At 60.6% G+C, this 15,155-nt stretch carries 16 protein-coding genes; 9 read left to right on the top strand and 7 right to left on the bottom strand.

Features of this window, described 5'->3' with window-relative positions; all coding sequences use genetic code 11:
• The first annotated feature begins 40 nt into the window (after window positions 1–40).
• Window positions 41–682, top strand: coding sequence for a DsbA family protein (locus tag ACMGG9_RS03345; protein WP_182074091.1), 642 nt, complete (start codon window positions 41–43; stop codon window positions 680–682).
• Window positions 683–717: 35 nt separating this feature from the next.
• Here ACMGG9_RS03345 and ACMGG9_RS03350 read toward each other — a convergent pair whose 3' ends face one another.
• Window positions 718–1,440, bottom strand: a complete 723-nt coding sequence (locus ACMGG9_RS03350; RefSeq protein ID WP_033641998.1) for an acid phosphatase — start codon at window positions 1,438–1,440, stop codon at window positions 718–720.
• A 223-nt stretch (window positions 1,441–1,663) separates the two neighbouring features.
• Between ACMGG9_RS03350 and feaR the strand changes: the two genes are divergently transcribed.
• Window positions 1,664–2,563 (top strand): transcriptional regulator FeaR, encoded by a 900-nt coding sequence (gene feaR / locus ACMGG9_RS03355; RefSeq protein WP_197752380.1) that lies wholly within the window; start codon window positions 1,664–1,666, stop codon window positions 2,561–2,563.
• A 33-nt stretch (window positions 2,564–2,596) separates the two neighbouring features.
• Here the strand turns inward: feaR and ACMGG9_RS03360 are convergent, their stop codons facing one another.
• Window positions 2,597–4,096 (bottom strand): aldehyde dehydrogenase family protein, encoded by a 1,500-nt coding sequence (locus ACMGG9_RS03360; RefSeq protein WP_033651041.1) that lies wholly within the window; start codon window positions 4,094–4,096, stop codon window positions 2,597–2,599.
• Between the two features lie 159 nt (window positions 4,097–4,255).
• Entirely contained in the window at window positions 4,256–4,894 is a 639-nt protein-coding gene (gene leuE, locus ACMGG9_RS03365) for a leucine efflux protein LeuE (RefSeq protein WP_004940625.1), read from the bottom strand.
• A gap of 237 nt (window positions 4,895–5,131) precedes the next feature.
• On the opposite strand from leuE, the gene ada reads away from it, so the two are divergent.
• Window positions 5,132–6,187 (top strand): bifunctional DNA-binding transcriptional regulator/O6-methylguanine-DNA methyltransferase Ada, encoded by a 1,056-nt coding sequence (gene ada, locus ACMGG9_RS03370; protein WP_033651042.1) that lies wholly within the window; start codon window positions 5,132–5,134, stop codon window positions 6,185–6,187.
• Window positions 6,184–6,897 (top strand): 2OG-Fe(II) oxygenase, encoded by a 714-nt coding sequence (locus ACMGG9_RS03375; protein WP_033651043.1) that lies wholly within the window; start codon window positions 6,184–6,186, stop codon window positions 6,895–6,897. The genes ada and ACMGG9_RS03375 overlap by 4 nt, the downstream gene beginning before the upstream one ends.
• On the opposite strand, the gene tehB is transcribed toward ACMGG9_RS03375, so the two are convergent.
• Complete coding sequence (gene tehB / locus ACMGG9_RS03380; protein WP_033651044.1) at window positions 6,892–7,755, bottom strand: SAM-dependent methyltransferase TehB; 864 nt, start codon at window positions 7,753–7,755, stop codon at window positions 6,892–6,894. The two genes, ACMGG9_RS03375 and tehB, sit on opposite strands and share 6 nt — an antisense overlap.
• A gap of 178 nt (window positions 7,756–7,933) precedes the next feature.
• Between tehB and ACMGG9_RS03385 the strand changes: the two genes are divergently transcribed.
• Complete coding sequence (locus ACMGG9_RS03385; protein WP_033651045.1) at window positions 7,934–9,037, top strand: DUF1615 domain-containing protein; 1,104 nt, start codon at window positions 7,934–7,936, stop codon at window positions 9,035–9,037.
• 52 nt (window positions 9,038–9,089) lie between these two features.
• Here ACMGG9_RS03385 and ACMGG9_RS03390 read toward each other — a convergent pair whose 3' ends face one another.
• Window positions 9,090–10,769, bottom strand: a complete 1,680-nt coding sequence (locus ACMGG9_RS03390) for an alpha-keto acid decarboxylase family protein (RefSeq protein WP_033642005.1) — start codon at window positions 10,767–10,769, stop codon at window positions 9,090–9,092.
• A 671-nt stretch (window positions 10,770–11,440) separates the two neighbouring features.
• Between ACMGG9_RS03390 and ACMGG9_RS03395 the strand changes: the two genes are divergently transcribed.
• The 4 genes from ACMGG9_RS03395 (at window position 11,441) to ACMGG9_RS03410 (ending at window position 13,597) form a co-directional block, all read left to right on the top strand.
• Entirely contained in the window at window positions 11,441–11,869 is a 429-nt protein-coding gene (locus tag ACMGG9_RS03395; RefSeq protein ID WP_033642006.1) for a hypothetical protein, read from the top strand.
• A 207-nt stretch (window positions 11,870–12,076) separates the two neighbouring features.
• Window positions 12,077–12,667, top strand: coding sequence for a lipid IV(A) palmitoyltransferase PagP (pagP, locus tag ACMGG9_RS03400; RefSeq protein WP_033642007.1), 591 nt, complete (start codon window positions 12,077–12,079; stop codon window positions 12,665–12,667).
• 126 nt (window positions 12,668–12,793) lie between these two features.
• Complete coding sequence (locus tag ACMGG9_RS03405; RefSeq protein ID WP_033642008.1) at window positions 12,794–13,282, top strand: DUF2501 domain-containing protein; 489 nt, start codon at window positions 12,794–12,796, stop codon at window positions 13,280–13,282.
• 51 nt (window positions 13,283–13,333) lie between these two features.
• A complete protein-coding gene (locus tag ACMGG9_RS03410; protein ID WP_019454261.1) occupies window positions 13,334–13,597 on the top strand; it encodes a DUF333 domain-containing protein in 264 nt (87 codons plus the stop codon).
• A gap of 35 nt (window positions 13,598–13,632) precedes the next feature.
• On the opposite strand, the gene ACMGG9_RS03415 is transcribed toward ACMGG9_RS03410, so the two are convergent.
• Together ACMGG9_RS03415 and ACMGG9_RS03420 are read right to left on the bottom strand one after the other, a co-directional pair.
• Window positions 13,633–14,250 (bottom strand): hypothetical protein, encoded by a 618-nt coding sequence (locus tag ACMGG9_RS03415; protein WP_033642009.1) that lies wholly within the window; start codon window positions 14,248–14,250, stop codon window positions 13,633–13,635.
• 107 nt (window positions 14,251–14,357) lie between these two features.
• Entirely contained in the window at window positions 14,358–15,047 is a 690-nt protein-coding gene (locus tag ACMGG9_RS03420; RefSeq protein WP_164107212.1) for a transporter, read from the bottom strand.
• Window positions 15,048–15,155: the final 108 nt, after the last annotated feature.

A 15,155-nucleotide genomic window follows, 5' to 3' on the forward strand; every position in this document is an offset into this window, starting at 1 on the left:
CCGCTAAGGACGATGTTCATAGATGAAACCAGGAGTGTTTATGTTGGCAAAAGTTAAGCGTTCGTTCGCCGTCGCCGTCGTATTGATGTTGGCGCTGCCCGCGGTTCAGGCCGCGGATTACCGCGCGGGCGAGCAATACACCCGGCTGGATAAGCCGGTGGCCGCCGCGCCGGCGGTGGTGGAGTTCTTCTCCTTCTACTGCGGCCCTTGTTATCAGTTCGCCGAAACTTACCGCGTGGGCAGCACCGTGGCGCAGGCGCTGCCCGCGGGCGAGAAAGTCACCAAATATCACGTCAGCCTGATGGGCAAACTGGGCAATGCGCTGACCGAAGCCTGGGCGGTGGCGACGGTGCTGGGCGTGGAAGACAAGATTGAAGGGGCGATGTTCGACGCGGTGCAAAAACAGCGCGCCGTCAACAGCGCCGACGATATTCAGCGGGTGTTCACGGCGGCCGGTATCGATGCTGCCACCTATGAAAACGCGCGCCACAGCCTGCTGGTCAAAGGGTTGATCGCCAAGCAGAATGAAGCGGTGAAAGCGTTTGACGTGCGCGGCACCCCGTCGTTCTACGTGGCTGGCCAATACAAGATAGACAATGCCGGCATGGCCGCCACCAGTGTTGAAGGCTACGCCAAAGAGTACGCGGCGGTGGTGCGTTACCTGTTGGACAAACAGCCGTAAACCGGGCCGTTAGGGCCCGGTGTCAGCCGCCGGGTCTATTTCGCCGCGGGTAAATCCAGCGCCTGACGCAGCTCATCACGGGCTTGCCGATACTGCTGCTGGAAATCCTGCTGTTGCGAAAGCTGCTGGCTGATCACGCTGCCGGCGATGCGGCCCATCTCGATATCGGAAGGGTAGTGGATCCCCGCCACCACCCGGTTGTCGCCATATTGCCAGGCGCGCGTCATGATGGCGGCGCGCTTCTCCGGCACCATGTTGGCCAGGGTGATGCCCATCAGCGTGCCCAGCGTGGTGTGGCCGGAAGGCCAGGAGCCGGAGCTGGAGCGCTTGACGATCGGCTCGATGCGGCTGTCCAGCATATGCGGGCGCGGGCGCTTCCAGAAATCTTTCGCCGGATCGACCACCGCCGCTTCGGTCGCTACGATGCGATCGAAGAAAGCGCTCACGGCCGGCAACGCTTTGGCGTTGAACTTCGGCCCCATCACATTGCTGTACACCCAGACGTTCTCTTCCGCATCCGCCTTGGCCTGGCTGGCCATTTCCGGCGTGCGTTTTTGCTGCATGTCGAGGACTTCCCGCAGTTCGCGCTGGGTCTGCGCCGAGTCGTTGGCCGGCGGCGGCGGCAGGATGTGGGTCAGATCCACCTGCTGCGCGGTGGTGAACGGTTGGGCTTCCTCTGCCGCCTGCGCATGGAACGCGGCCAGGGCGCTGGTGGTAAACAAACACAGCGCTAAAACAGATTTTTGCAATGATTTCATCGGGTCATGTCCAGGGTGTCAACGTGAAGGGGGAGCAGCCTGTATCTTTGGCGAGGCCTGTGAAGATGAGATGACGATTTCGTGACGGATTGATGACGACGCGCCGGGCGAACTGTGATCGCGGCGCCAAATCCCCCGCTCGCCATTGATTGTGTGTTAACGGATTGTTATGGTGATTTTCTGTTCAACGGCGCAGCGCCGCCGGCGTTTGAAGGGAGAGATCATGACGGCATTGGCAACGCTCCGCGACGCCGGCTTCGAAGAGTGGCTGGGCAAAATCAACACCGCCTGTGGCAGGTTCTGCGCGAAAACGCTGGGGCCGGGTTTCAGCGGGGCGATGCAGGAGTTCCGCGCCCATGCGCTGCGTCTGAGCGTGGTCGACGTGGCCCAGGCCCGGCTGTATCGCACGCCGCGTGAAATCGCCCGCAGCGACGGCGCGCACTTTTTTACCGTCTTCCAGCTGCGCGGCAGCGCGTTGATGGAGCAGGGCGATCGCCAAACGATGCTCTCTCCCGGCGACATGACGCTGATCGACGCCTCACAGCCCAGCAGCTTCACCTTCCAGCGCGATTCGCGCCAAATCTCTTTGCTACTGCCGCGCGGCTGCCTGCCGCTGCCGCCGCCTTGCGCGCAGCGTCTGGGGGCGGAGCTGAGCGCGGTGCGCCTCAGCCGCCAGCTGGTGCTGAGCAGCATGCAGGATCCTCAGCTCGCCGCGGCGGAAAGCGAGGCGGTGCTGAATGCGCTGGCGGCGCTGCTGCGCCCGGCTCTGGCGCTCGAACAGGCGCGGCCGGAAGGGCAGCACCCGGTCTTTGACAAGGCGCTGGCGCTGATCGACAGGCATATTCAGTCGGCGCAGTTGCGTCCTGAGTGGGTGGCAACCGAGCTGGGGGTATCGTTACGCAGCCTGTATCGGCTGTTCGCCCGTCAAGGGCTGGTGGTGGCGCAGTACATCAGAAACCGCAGGTTGGATCTGTGCGCGCAGGCGCTGCGCAGCGCCGCCGGGCAGGAAAAGCTGGCCGGCATTGGCCTTGACTGGGGCTTCGCCGATCACAGCCATTTCTCGACCGCTTTCAAGCAGCGTTTCGGTATGTCGCCGAGCGAGTACCGTCGGCAGTATCAATAAGTCAGGGCGCGGGCCAGGCCCGCGCCGCTGCACTCAATAGCGGATGCAGACCGATTTCGACTCGGTGTAGGCATCCAGCCAATCCGGGCCGAAATCACGGCCGCTGCCCGACTGTTTGAACCCGCCGAACGGCATGTTCGGGTCGATCAACGTATGGGTGTTGACCCACACGGTGCCGGCCTGAATGCGCGGCGTAAACGCCATCGCCTTTTGCAAGCTGGTGGTCCACAGGCTGGCGGTCAGCCCGAAGTCGGTGTCGTTGGCTTTGCTCAGCGCCTCTTCGGCGCTCGCCACCCGGATCAGGTTGACCACCGGGCCGAACACTTCTTCGCGCGTCAGGTTCAGCCGGTCATCCGGGTTGATCACCAGCGTCGGCGGAATGTAGAAGCCGTTGGCGTCCGGTCCGGCCGCGCCGCCGATAAGCTCGGCGTTTTTCGCCCGGGCGTCGTCCAGGTAGGCCGCCACCTTGTTGCGGTGCGCGAGCGACACCAGCGGGTTGATTTGCGCCCCGGTATCCATCCCCGGCCCGACCGATAGCGATTTCACCGCCTGTTCGAATCCGGCCACCAACCGATCGTAAATCGGCGCTTCGATATAAATTCGCGAGCTGGCGGCACACACCTGCCCCTGGTTGAGGAAGCTGCCGAGCATCAGGCCTTCGATCACCTGCTGCGGATCGGCATCTTGCAGCACGATGGCCGGGTTTTTACCGCCCAGCTCCAGCGTCACGCGGGTCAGGCGATCCGCCGCCGCGCGCGCGATGCTTTTGCCCACCGGCGTGGAGCCGGTAAAGCTGACTTTGGCGATCAGCGGATGTTCGGTCAGTGCCTTGCCGCACACGGTGCCGCGGCCGGTGACCACGTTGAACACGCCCGGCGGTACGCCGGCTTCGCTCGCCAGTTCGGCGATGCGCAGCAGGGTGAGCGGGGTGGTTTCCGACGGCTTGATGACGATGGAGCAGCCCGCCGCCAGCGCCGGCATGACTTTCCACATGCCGATCATCAGCGGGAAGTTCCAGGGCACGATGCCAGCGACGACGCCGATCGGCTCTTTGCGGGTATAAACCTGATATTTGGCGCCCGGCGGCATCGGAATGGACACGTCCAGCGTCTGACCGGTGATTTTGGTCGCCAGCCCGGCGGTGTAACGCATCCAGTTCAGGGTACTGCCGACTTCGAAAGCGCGGGCGATGTTGATGGATTTACCCTGCTCCAGGGTTTCGAGCTGCGCCAGCTCTTCGGCGTGCTGCTCCACCAGATCGGCGAAGCGCAGCAGGATGCGTTCGCGCTCGACCGGCAGACGCTGCGCCCAGACGCCTTCGCTGAAGGCTTTGTGGGCGGACTCCACCGCCTGCGCCACGTCGTGTTCGTTGGCGTCGGCGGTGGTGGCGATTTGCTGCCCATTGGCGGGGTTATACACCGCCAGGCGGCCTTCCGCGGCGGACGCGCGCCACTGGCCGTCGATATACAGCTCATGCTGACGATCGAGAAAACGCGACACGCTATCCAGCACGGCTACGGTATTGTCAGACATACATCCTCCGATCAGATTCATCAGGTTATCGTTAACCCTGAGAGTCTAGATCAGCGGTAAAGCGGCGGCTTTGCTCTGCCTGACATTCGATTTGTCCTGCGTGTCATTTTGCCGTGACGGAACAGTAAACTGCGGCCGGCGGGCGCCGGCCGGGAAGGATTACGAACTCAGGGTCGCCAGACGGGTGGCGAAACCGAGGAACAGCAGGCCGATCAGGCCGTTGCCGAGCTTTGCCAGGCCTTTCTTGTGGTTGAAGAAATGCGCCAGCATCGCGCCGGAGAAGATCAGCGTGCTCATGTAGATAAAGCTGACGGCTTCGAGGATCAGCGCCAGAATGGTGAACGACAGCCCGGTGTGCGCGTAGTTGAAATCGATGAACTGCACGAAGAACGACACGTAAAACAGAATAGCTTTCGGGTTGGTCAGGCTCAGCGTCAGCGATTTGCGCAGAATGCTGTGGCCGCCTTCAATTTGCTGCTGTTGCGCCTGCGCCTTCTGCACGAAGGTGGCGTAGAGGATTTTTGCGCCAAGGAACAGCAGGTAAATCGCGCCGAGAAAACGCACCAGGGTAAACAGGAACGGCGTGGTGCGGATCAGCGAAGCCACGCCGATATAGGCGCAAAAGATCAGGATCGCATCGCCGATAAACACGCCCAGCGCCGCGGTATAGCCGGCGCGCACGCCGCGCGATATGCCGGTTTTCAGCACGTACAGCGTATTCGGCCCCGGCAGAATGATGATGAAGACCACCCCGGCCAAATAGGTCCATAAATTCAGGACGCCAAAACTCTCTAACACAATAACCTCTCCATGCGCGCAACTAACAGGCAGAAACACTGGCCACGCCCGTGGCCGGCCGCGATCCTAACGCCGTGCAACCGGGTTGGCAACGTAATAAACTTCATGTTGTTGGTTAAAAATTGTCGAAAGATTGTTGAAAACGTCGGCGACGAATTAAAAAGCAAGAGTCGGCGTGTTTCGCCAACGGCCCGTCACTATGCTGGTTAACATCGAAACCGCAGTGAGGAACGGATGATGAAAAACGTAATCGACAGCGCCGATCCGCGCTGGCTGGCGATTGTCAGCCGCGACAAGCACGCCGACGGCCGCTTTATCTACGCGGTGAAAACCACCGGCGTGTATTGCTCGCCTTCCTGCCCGTCACGCCAACCGAATCGGCAAAACGTGGAGCTGTTTGACGACGCGGAGCAGGCGGAGGCGGCGGGCTATCGGCCCTGCAAACGCTGCCGGCAGGGGCTGACGCCGCTGACGGAACAGCATGCGCGGCAGATAGCTGAGGCCTGCCGCTATATCGAGCAGGCGGAAAAAGCGCCGTCGCTGCAGACGCTGGCGCGCCACGTCGGGTTGAGCCAATACCATTTCCACCGGCTGTTCAAAGCGATCACCGGCCTGACGCCGAAAGGCTACGCCGACGCGCAGCGCAGCCAACGCTTACGCGCCGGTCTTACGCAGCGGGAAACGGTGACCGACGCGATCTTCGACGCCGGTTATGGCGCCAACGGCCGCTTCTACCAGCAGGCCAACGCCGCGCTGGGCATGACGCCGAAGGCCTATCGGGCGGGCGGCAAAGGCATGCGCATCCATTTCGCCGTCGGGCGCTGTTCGCTGGGCGAGATCCTGGCGGCCCAGAGCGAGGTGGGCATCTGCGCCATTCTGCTGGGGGACGATGCGCAGCAGCTGGTGCAGGATCTGCAGGACAAATTCCCCAACGCCGAGCTGATCGGCGGCGACGCGCAGTATGAAGCGCTGATGGCGCAGGTGGTGGGCCTGATTGAAGCGCCGGAGAACGGGTTGGCGCTGCCGCTGGATATTCGTGGCACCGCGTTTCAACAGCGGGTCTGGCGGGCGCTGCAGGCGATACCGGTCGGCGAAACCGTCAGCTATGCCGATATCGCTTGGCGCATTGGGGCGCCCAAAGCGGTGCGCGCGGTAGCCGGCGCCTGCGCCGCCAACATGCTGGCGGTGGCGATCCCCTGCCACCGGGTGGTGCGCAACGACGGCACGTTGTCCGGCTACCGCTGGGGCGTCGATCGCAAGAAAGCGTTGCTGGAAAAAGAGGCGCAGCGATGAGCGGCTCGCTGGCGACCCGGCTGGCCGAATTGGACTGGGCGGCAATTGAACGTGAACTCGATGCGCAGGGCTGCGCGCGTCTGCCGGGCGTGCTCAGCCAAGAGCTGTGCCGCGAGCTTTCGGCGCTTTACCCGCAGGATGCGCATTTTCGCAGCCGCATCGTGATGGCGAAGCACGGTTTTGGCCGCGGCGAGTACCGCTATTTCGCCTATCCGCTGCCGCCGCCGGTGGCCGAAGCGCGCAGCCTGATGTATGCGCGGCTGGCGCCGGTGGCCAACCGTTGGAACGCCTTGTTGGGGCTGGCGGCGTGCTATCCCGCCGCACATGAAACCTACCTGGCGGAATGCCACCGGGCCGGCCAGCGGCGGCCGACGCCGCTGCTGTTGCGCTACGAAACGGGGGATTACAACTGTCTGCATCAGGACCTGTACGGCGAGCGGGTGTTTCCGCTGCAGGTGGCGTTTCTGCTCTCCGCCCCCGAGCAGGACTTCACCGGCGGCGAATTTGTGCTGACCGAACAGCGGCCGCGGATGCAGAGCCGGGCAGAGGTGGTGCCATTGCAGCAGGGCGACGCGGTGGTGTTCGCCGTGCATCACCGGCCGGTGGCGGGGGCGAAAGGCTGTTATCGGGTCAATCTGCGCCACGGCGTCAGCCGAATACGCGCCGGCCAACGCCACACGCTGGGGATTATCTTTCACGACGCGCTATAGCTTGCGCGCCAGCAGGGTGGCGAAGCGCAGCGAGATGCGGTTGCCGGCGGCGTCGGTCTTGTGCAGTTGGCCGACGTCTTCGTTGTATTTGAGGATCTCCCAGCCGCGATAATAATGCTTCAGCTCACCCGGCCGGAAGGTAAACGGGAACGGCAGCGGGCAGGGATAATCCTCGGTATCCATCGCCGCCACGATCAGGTTATGGCCGCCGCGCACGGTGCTGTCCTGCATGTCTTGCACGATATGCGGGATCTGCTGCCGTTCGAGGAACATCAAGACCACGGTGGACAGGATAAAGTCGTATTCGCCGCTGAAGCGGTGGGTGTTGAGATCCTGCACCCCGGCGCTCAGGCGGGTTAATTGCTCGGCGTCGACGATCTGGTTGAGGCGGGCTATCGACGGCGCATGCTTGTCCCAGGCGGTGACATCGAAACCTTTCAGATTGAGGTAGAGCGAATTGCGCCCGCCGCCGCAGCCCAGATCCAGCGCCTTGCCCGGCGCGATGCGCGCCGCCGCCTCAACCACTTCCGAGTGAGTGCGCGTCAGTTCGTATTTCTTGTGGTAGTAATCTTCCGGCGTGCAGTAAAACGCCAGCCGGCAGGTCATGTCGCCCGAAAAGGAAACGATGCGATGCCACTGTTGGGGGGCGATAAACGGCGGCTGGCTTTCAGGGCTAAACTGCCAGGTCTCGGTGGTGGCGCCGTCTTCGGTCATCATGGCGAACGTCAGGCTGCCGCTCAGCACGGTGAGCTTCGCCCAGGTGCCGCTCTGGGTGTTGTGGCGCTGACGAAAGGCTTCCGGCAGCGTTTCGCTGTTCCATTCCGGCAGGGTTTTATAGCAAAGCAACTGCTGCTCCATAGGGGGCTCCTCTGGCTGGGCAAGCAAAGTGATTTATATGATGCATGTAAAATACATTTTTATCGATCGTTTGAACATAGCAGCCTGAAGGAAAGGCGCGGCGAGATCTTTATACTGGATTGTGCGCGGCGGCTGGGCTAATTTCAGTGCTGTTCATGTCATCACGTTCAGGGAAAAGATGTCGATACGCCGTTTATGCCACCCGAAGCCCCTCCGTTTGCTGAGCCTGGCCGCGCTGCTGGCGCTGGCGGGCTGTACCAGCAAAACCACCACCACCTCGCCGGCGGCGCGCCCCGCCGACGTCAAAGCGCGACTGATGACGCTGATCCCGGCCAATGCCGGCGATCGTCAGGGTTGGGCCACCGATATCACCGCCGCGTTCGCCGCGCAGGGCATTGAGCCGAGCGATGAGAACCTGTGCTCGGTGCTGGCGGTCACCGAACAGGAGTCGACGTTCCAGGCTAACCCGCAGGTGCCGGGGCTGCCGAAGATCGCCTGGAAGGAGATCGACCGCCGTGCCGATCAGATGCATATCCCTAACTTTTTGGTGCATACCGCGTTGAAGATCTCGTCGTCGAACGGCCAGAGCTACAGCGAGCGCCTGGATAAGGTGCGCACCGAAAAGGATCTGAGCGATATCTTCGATGACATGATCGACCGCGTGCCGATGGGGCAGAAGCTGTTCGGTCATTTGAACCCGGTTCATACCGGAGGCCCGATGCAGGTGAGCGTCGCCTTCGCCGAGGCGCATGCCAAAGGGTATCCTTATCCGGTTGACGGTTCGATTCGGCGCGAAGTCTTCAGCCGACGTGGCGGCATGTACTTCGGCATTATGCATTTGCTGGGGTACCCGGCCGACTATAGCCGGCCAATCTACCGCTTCGCCGACTTCAACGCCGGCTGGTATGCCAGCCGCAACGCGGCGTTCCAAAACGCGGTCAGCCGGGCGAGCGCCATTCCGCTGGCGCTGGACGGCGATCTGATCGACTTTGGCAGCGACAAGCCCGGCTCCACCGAGCTGGCGGTGCGCACGCTCGGCAAGCGCCTGAACATGAGCGACAGCGCCATTCGCCGGGCGCTGGAGAAAGGCGACACGGCCGACTTTGCCGATACCGACCTGTATAAGAAGGTCTATGCGCTGGCGGGCGGCAAGCTGCCGCGCGAGATGCTGCCGGGCATCCAACTGGAAAGCCCGAAAATCACCCGTAAGTTGACTACCGCCTGGTTCGCCAAGCGGGTGGATGAACGCCGCCAGCGCTGCATGGCGCGCGCCGGCGGTTAACCCTAAAGAAAACGCCGCCGGTGGCCTGAGTCACCGGCGGCGCGATCGCGCATCAGGCGCTGCGGCGCGGGTTGGTCAGGCCGAAGTTAAAGCTGTTGCAACGGTTGCAGAACTCTTTCATCACCGGCGGCGTGTCCATCATCGGCACTTTCACCTCGATAAACGCCAGCCTATCCTGCCGCGAGGCGTGTTCCAGGGCCATTTCCAGCTGTTGCGTGGTTTCCACCGCCACGCTGAACGGCTGCGATCGAGTATTCAGCACCGCCGGCAGTTTGGCGTAGTCCCACGGGCTGATGTCGTTGTAGGACGAGCTTTCGCCGAGGATATAGCGTTCGATGGTGTAGCCGTCGTTATTGATCAGGAAGATGATCGGCTTTTGCTCGCAGCGCAGCAGGGTGGACACTTCCTGCGCGGTCAACTGGAAAGAGCCGTCGCCGATGAACAGCAGGTGGCGGCGTTCAGGGGCCGCCATCAGGGTGCCGAGCAGCGCCGGCAGGGTATAGCCGATTGAGCCCCAAATCGGTTGGTTGACCACCTTGACGCCGTCCGGCATGCGCATGCCGCCGATGGCCGCGCCGGAGGTGCCGTTTTCCACCACCACCACGTCATCCGCCCGGATGAAGCGTTGGATGCGCCGCCACAGATAGGCCTGGTCGATAGGCGCGTCGCTCGGCGTCGCCAGCTTCTCATGCGGGCTGGCCAACGGCGCCAGGGGCTGCGCCGGCGCGTCTTCGCTCAGATCCAACAGCGCCTGCAGCAGATCCGCCGTCGACACCGCCGGGTAGGAGGTGTTGTCCAGCTTCATTGAGAACGGTTGGATGTCCACCTGAGCGGCGGCGGGAATGTGTTGGGAGAAATAGCCGGTGGTGGAATCCACCAAACGCACGCCGAAGCTCAGCACGCAGTCCGAGTGGGCCATGTGTTCATACAGTTCGGGGCGCGACAGATTGCCGCTGTAGCCGCCCATCCAACCGGCGGTGTTTTCCGGGATAATGCATTTGGCGGTGGGCATATTGGTCAGCGGAATGGCGAAGCGGTGAGCGACCGCGATGACCAACTGCTGCAACTGGTAGCGATCCACCATTTGATCGACCAACATGATTGGGCGCTGTGCGCGTTTGATTTTGGTTAACAGCGCCATCGCCGCTAATTGCACATTGTATTTATCGCTGGCCGGTAATTGCGGTGCCGTCGCCGCCGCGGCGATTTCAATTTCCACATCGCAAATATCCGACGGCAGCTGTAAATACACCGGTTTCTTCTCTATCCAGGCGCGGGAAATAACGCGTGGGATTTCTTGTGCGGCATTTTCCGGTGTAATCAAGGCTTGCGCAACGGTGAATTGTTTAAAGCAGTTCATGACGTTGTCGAAATTGCCATCGCCCAGGGTATGGTGCAAGAGCTGGTGATTTTTCATCGCATGCAGCGGCGGCGTGCCGGCGATGCAGATAACCGGCGAAGATTCGGCATAGGCCCCGGCGATGCCGGACAGCGCGGCCAGATCGCCGACGCCGTAGGTGACGATCAGCGCGCCGGCGCCTTTCATGCGGGCGTAACCGTCGGCGGCGTAGGAGGCGTTCAATTCATTGCAGTTGCCGACAAACGCCAGCCGCTCGTCGTTTTCCAGCAGCTCCAGCAGGCTGAGGTTATAGTCGCCGGGCACGCCATAAATACGATCGACGTTCAGGGCGTGAAGCTGTTGCAGAATGAATGACCCGATAGTTATTTTCATTGATTGCTCCGAATTATTTATCTTTATTTTGTCAGGCGAAAATCAGCAAAAATAAATTGCTGGCGATGTTGTGTCGTTAGCATTAACAGTTATTTAAAGTGTCGGCTTGTTCAAGACAGGCGTGGCAGCCGATGAATAGGCGGTTTGTATTCGGCGCTTTACGCGATTGAATAATGTATAAATAGTGTGGTTATTATGCAGGTGGACAGTGCGGTATTTTTCCCTGGCGGTATATCGACAGAAAAATGGCGGCGTATTGGCATTTATCATGATGCAGGGCGAAGCATCCGGTACTTTTGACGCCGCGTTAAATCCCATCGGGTGGCGTAACGCTACTTTGCTGGTAAATAAAGGCAGAAGCCGGCGCAAAGGGGCATTTTGGTGATCCGCCGCACGCTTATTTCATGAAACCATCGCGCAACCAATCAAAAACAAAAAATTAACAATGTCGCTTTTTTATTCGCGTCGTGTTGTCAGTTTTACTTTACGGGGCTGCAATGCGCGCCGCCTCGGGCCGGCGTAAAAAAGCGTCGTTACGGGCGCTAATATAACGTGGCGACCATCACATTCCGTGGAGCCGATACGTAAACTTTTCTCTACGTGCGCCTGGATGGCGTATACCTACCAAAGGGCCTGCGTCCCAGCGGGGCTCGTCTGAGGGGGAAATAGCCATGAAAAGCTATCGACGTGTGCTGGTGCTGATCCACGACGAGCGTGATGGGTTGCCGTTGCTGCGCCAAACGGCGGCGATGGTGCATGGGCTGCCTGTCGCCATCACCGTCGGCCACCTGAACGCCGACTATGCCGAGTTGGAGTACGGCAGCGATGCGTTAATCAAGGATCGCCAGGCGCAGGAGGTGATCGCCGCCAAGGCGATGCTGAGCCGGCTGGTGCGCGCCGTCGATGCGCCGGTGGCGGTGAAGCAGATCGTTACCATTCGCCGCTTTAAGGACGTGAGCGATTTTATTCACCAGGCCGGCATCGATTTGGTGGTGGTCGGGCACCAAAACCGCCTGTTCGGCCTTTATTCCTCGTATTCTCTGGCGTTCGTGAACCGCCTCGATGTCGATGTGTTGGTCAAGCACCTGGCCCGCGAGTAGCGAACGACAAAGCGGACTTTTCCCACGGTTTTGCCGTCCGAAAGGCGCTAACATGCAGATGTCGGTGCAACCCGTTATAAACCAATGCGAATTTTCCGATGCTAAGCTTAACCAAGGCGAAACGGGCGTTGGATAAATTGGATACAGCTTGATCTTGCCTGGGCTATCGGTAAAAATCTTCGGCCGTATTTTTACAGGAGCTTTACCATGTTTCTCAAACGGACTCTGTTGGCATGTTCTCTGGCGTTGATATTTCCTGCACTGCCTTCTTACGCTGAGGTTAGTACAGAAAGTGGCAATACCGCGCAGGCCGAAAAACCGGGTCTATGGCAGCGCTTTACCCATAACGTGTCGGAGACCTGGAACAATTCGCCGAACCACGATCTCTATATTCCGGCCATCACCTGGCATAACCGTTGGACTTACGATGACGAACATATCGATAAGTACAACGAGCGCCCGTGGGGCGCCGGTTACGGCATCTCCCGCTACGACAGCGACGGTGACTGGCACGGCATCTACATCATGGCGTTCAAGGATTCCTTCAACAAGTGGGAGCCGATCGGCGGCTACGCCTACGAGAAGATCTGGCGTCCGTTGGATGACAAGGATTTCCGCCTGGGGCTAGGTTTCACCGCCAGCGTCACCGCGCGCGATAACTGGAAATATATCCCTATCCCGGCGCCGCTGCCGCTGGCTTCTATCGGCTATCAGCGGCTGACGTTCCAGGCGACCTACATTCCCGGCACCTATAACAACGGCAACGTGTTCTTCGCCTGGCTGCGCTGGCAGTTCTAAACTTCCTGAATTCCGAAAAACGGCGCGGCGGCGAGATAAAAGGAACTTGTCGCCGCAGGCGGCGTCGGAGAGGTATCCCGGCGCGCTGCGCCGATTGCATGCCGTTCTTACAGGAGTTTTATCACTATGATCACCAAACATCGTTTACTGCTGGCTTTGGCGCTGTCCGCGACCCTGGCCAGCGGCGCCACCCAGGCCGCCGGTCTGATGGATTCTCTCAGCAGCGCGGCGGGCGAACTGAGCAAGTCTGGCGGCGAAAGCGGCGGCGGCATGTCGCTCTCCTCGTTGACCGGCCTGCTGAACGGCGGCGACAAGGCGTTAAGCTCCAGCAGCATGACCAACGCCGCCGGCATCCTGCAATACTGTGTGAAAAACAATGTGCTGTCGGCTAACGGCGCCGAAGGGGTGAAAGATCAGTTGCTCAGCAAACTGGGCATCACCAGCACTGAAAACGCCAAGAGCCAGGATTATCAGCAGGGCCTGGGTGGCTTGCTGCAGACCGGTGAAGGCAAGAGCCTGGATCTCAACAGCCTGGGCACCTCGCAGATCACCGAGAAGGTGAAGCAAAAAGCCTGCGATCTGGTGCTGAAACAGGGCAAATCCTTTATTTCATGATCAACCCACGGCGGAGCGTTCCGCCGTGGGTATTTTGCATAAGCTGGAAAAATGAAAAAAACGTTGATGCTTTCCCTGCTGGCAGGGATGACGATGTTGCAGGGGTGTTCCGTGAAATCCAACGATGCGCCGCCACCGCCGCAGGTGAAACCGATCGGCATGGCGAACCCGGCCGACGTGTATTGCACCAAAATCGGCGGCAAGCTGAACGCCAAAGAAAACGCGGCGGGCCAGTATTCGACCTGTACGCTGCCGAATGGGCAGGAAATTGAAAGTTGGGAGCTGTTCCGCCGCGATCACCCGGTGAAAAAGTAACCTCTGCGGCGCCGGCGACTCTGCCCGGCGCCCGATCAGAATTGCCGATCGCCTATCGACTGCAGCTGCAGGCTGCCGTCCTTTTGCAGCGATAACGGTATGCGCCAATCGCTCCGTTTATCCAGGTTGAACGGCCTGGAGCGGAACATGCAGCCGGTCTTGATGTTCTTGATTTTCATCACGTGTTCCGCATCCGCATTCATTTTAACCTCGAAGCTGCCGGCGGCCGGAATAAAGACTTCCGCCAGCTGCTGCGGCGCGGCGGGCGTTTCCATTTTGACCAACACCGCGAAATCGTTGCCTTGATTGTCCAGCGTCAGCCGATGCAGGCCGGTTGCGGGCAGGCCGGTCGGCTGATGCAGATAGCCGGCTGACGCGGGCCAGGGTTGCCCGGCATTATCGTGCAGCGGCCCGCCGCATTGCTCACGTGCTTCGCGCTGCGGCATTTCGCGCTTGATGGCGCGGTTGTAATCGGTGGGGGCGGCGAGGCTGAATTCGTCGTCATACTGGTGGGTGAGCAGATAGCGCTTGACGCCGAGCACCCCGAGGGCGACCAGCATGAAGAACAGAAATACCCTCAGGCGATTTTTAAAAATCAGCCCAAACAGCTTCCCGGGTAATTGAAACAGCCACCTTGCGATCGTCAATAACATCGTTTTCCCTTTACGCCCAAGCCGTTACGTCTGCGGTAACTTCGCTTGCCTCAGTATAGCCAAAGCGTTGCCACCGGGCGGCATGCGCCATGAAATTCCTGTTTTTTTTATCCTAAACCTTCTTCCAACAGCAACAGCAGCAGGAAGCCGGCAAAGAACATCGCGGCGGCGAACGGGGTTTCCTTTCCGCCTTCATGCGCTTCGACCAGCAGCTCTTCGGTCACCAGGTAGAGCAGGGCGATCAGGCCAAAGGCCAGAAAGGCGGTCAGCCAAAATGCGCCCAGCATGGCCACCGGCGCCCCCAGCAGGCCGCCGATGGGCAACAGCAGCGCCAGGCCAACTATCGCCGCCATGACGCGCAGCCGCCTGCCGAGAAAGTCTTGCAAATCGCCGACGATCGACAATCCCAGGAACAGCACTTCCAGCGTTAACGCCAGCGTCAACAGCAGGCCGGCTTTGGCGCCGGCCGCGAAGGCAATGCCCAGCACCAGCCCATCGATAAAGATATCGACGCCGACCGCGGCGATAAAACCGACCGGCCCCTGCGCTTTTTCGCCCAGCCGCCGAACCAGCAACATTAACAGCACCCCCACAGCGCCGCCCAGCAACACCGCCAAAGGCGACTGCTGTTTGAGATCGGGCAAGATTTCGGTGGCGGCGGCGGCGAACACGATGCCGGCGGTAAAGTGATGGATGACGCGCATCGCGGCGTCGCCGGGGCGGCGATAGAGCGCCATCGCTGCGCCGACGACGGTGGCTGCGGCGGGAAACAGCGTATAAAGCACGGCGGAGGTCATCGCGTCATAATCCCTTATCTGTGATGTCACTTTCAGTCTAGACGAGCGCCGCCGCTTGAGTGTTGCCAAAAAAGTGTTTGTTCGATTGTGTGCGTTTGTGTACATTCA

The organism is Serratia sp. BNK-10, assembly GCF_047456065.1.
Taxonomy (GTDB): domain Bacteria; phylum Pseudomonadota; class Gammaproteobacteria; order Enterobacterales; family Enterobacteriaceae; genus Serratia; species Serratia ureilytica.

What these genes read in the sequence shown, in the direction of transcription:
- ACMGG9_RS03345 (WP_182074091.1), top strand. Translation starts at nt 41, where the DNA reads ATGTTGGCAAAAGTTAAGCGTTCGTTCGCCGTCGCCGTCGTATTGATG.
- ACMGG9_RS03350 (WP_033641998.1), bottom strand. Translation starts at nt 1,440, where the DNA reads ATGAAATCATTGCAAAAATCTGTTTTAGCGCTGTGTTTGTTTACCACC.
- feaR (WP_197752380.1), top strand. Translation starts at nt 1,664, where the DNA reads ATGACGGCATTGGCAACGCTCCGCGACGCCGGCTTCGAAGAGTGGCTG.
- ACMGG9_RS03360 (WP_033651041.1), bottom strand. Translation starts at nt 4,096, where the DNA reads ATGTCTGACAATACCGTAGCCGTGCTGGATAGCGTGTCGCGTTTTCTC.
- ada (WP_033651042.1), top strand. Translation starts at nt 5,132, where the DNA reads ATGAAAAACGTAATCGACAGCGCCGATCCGCGCTGGCTGGCGATTGTC.
- ACMGG9_RS03375 (WP_033651043.1), top strand. Translation starts at nt 6,184, where the DNA reads ATGAGCGGCTCGCTGGCGACCCGGCTGGCCGAATTGGACTGGGCGGCA.
- tehB (WP_033651044.1), bottom strand. Translation starts at nt 7,755, where the DNA reads ATGGAGCAGCAGTTGCTTTGCTATAAAACCCTGCCGGAATGGAACAGC.
- ACMGG9_RS03385 (WP_033651045.1), top strand. Translation starts at nt 7,934, where the DNA reads ATGTCGATACGCCGTTTATGCCACCCGAAGCCCCTCCGTTTGCTGAGC.
- ACMGG9_RS03390 (WP_033642005.1), bottom strand. Translation starts at nt 10,769, where the DNA reads ATGAAAATAACTATCGGGTCATTCATTCTGCAACAGCTTCACGCCCTG.
- ACMGG9_RS03395 (WP_033642006.1), top strand. Translation starts at nt 11,441, where the DNA reads ATGAAAAGCTATCGACGTGTGCTGGTGCTGATCCACGACGAGCGTGAT.
- pagP (WP_033642007.1), top strand. Translation starts at nt 12,077, where the DNA reads ATGTTTCTCAAACGGACTCTGTTGGCATGTTCTCTGGCGTTGATATTT.
- ACMGG9_RS03405 (WP_033642008.1), top strand. Translation starts at nt 12,794, where the DNA reads ATGATCACCAAACATCGTTTACTGCTGGCTTTGGCGCTGTCCGCGACC.
- ACMGG9_RS03410 (WP_019454261.1), top strand. Translation starts at nt 13,334, where the DNA reads ATGAAAAAAACGTTGATGCTTTCCCTGCTGGCAGGGATGACGATGTTG.
- ACMGG9_RS03415 (WP_033642009.1), bottom strand. Translation starts at nt 14,250, where the DNA reads ATGTTATTGACGATCGCAAGGTGGCTGTTTCAATTACCCGGGAAGCTG.
- ACMGG9_RS03420 (WP_164107212.1), bottom strand. Translation starts at nt 15,047, where the DNA reads ATGACCTCCGCCGTGCTTTATACGCTGTTTCCCGCCGCAGCCACCGTC.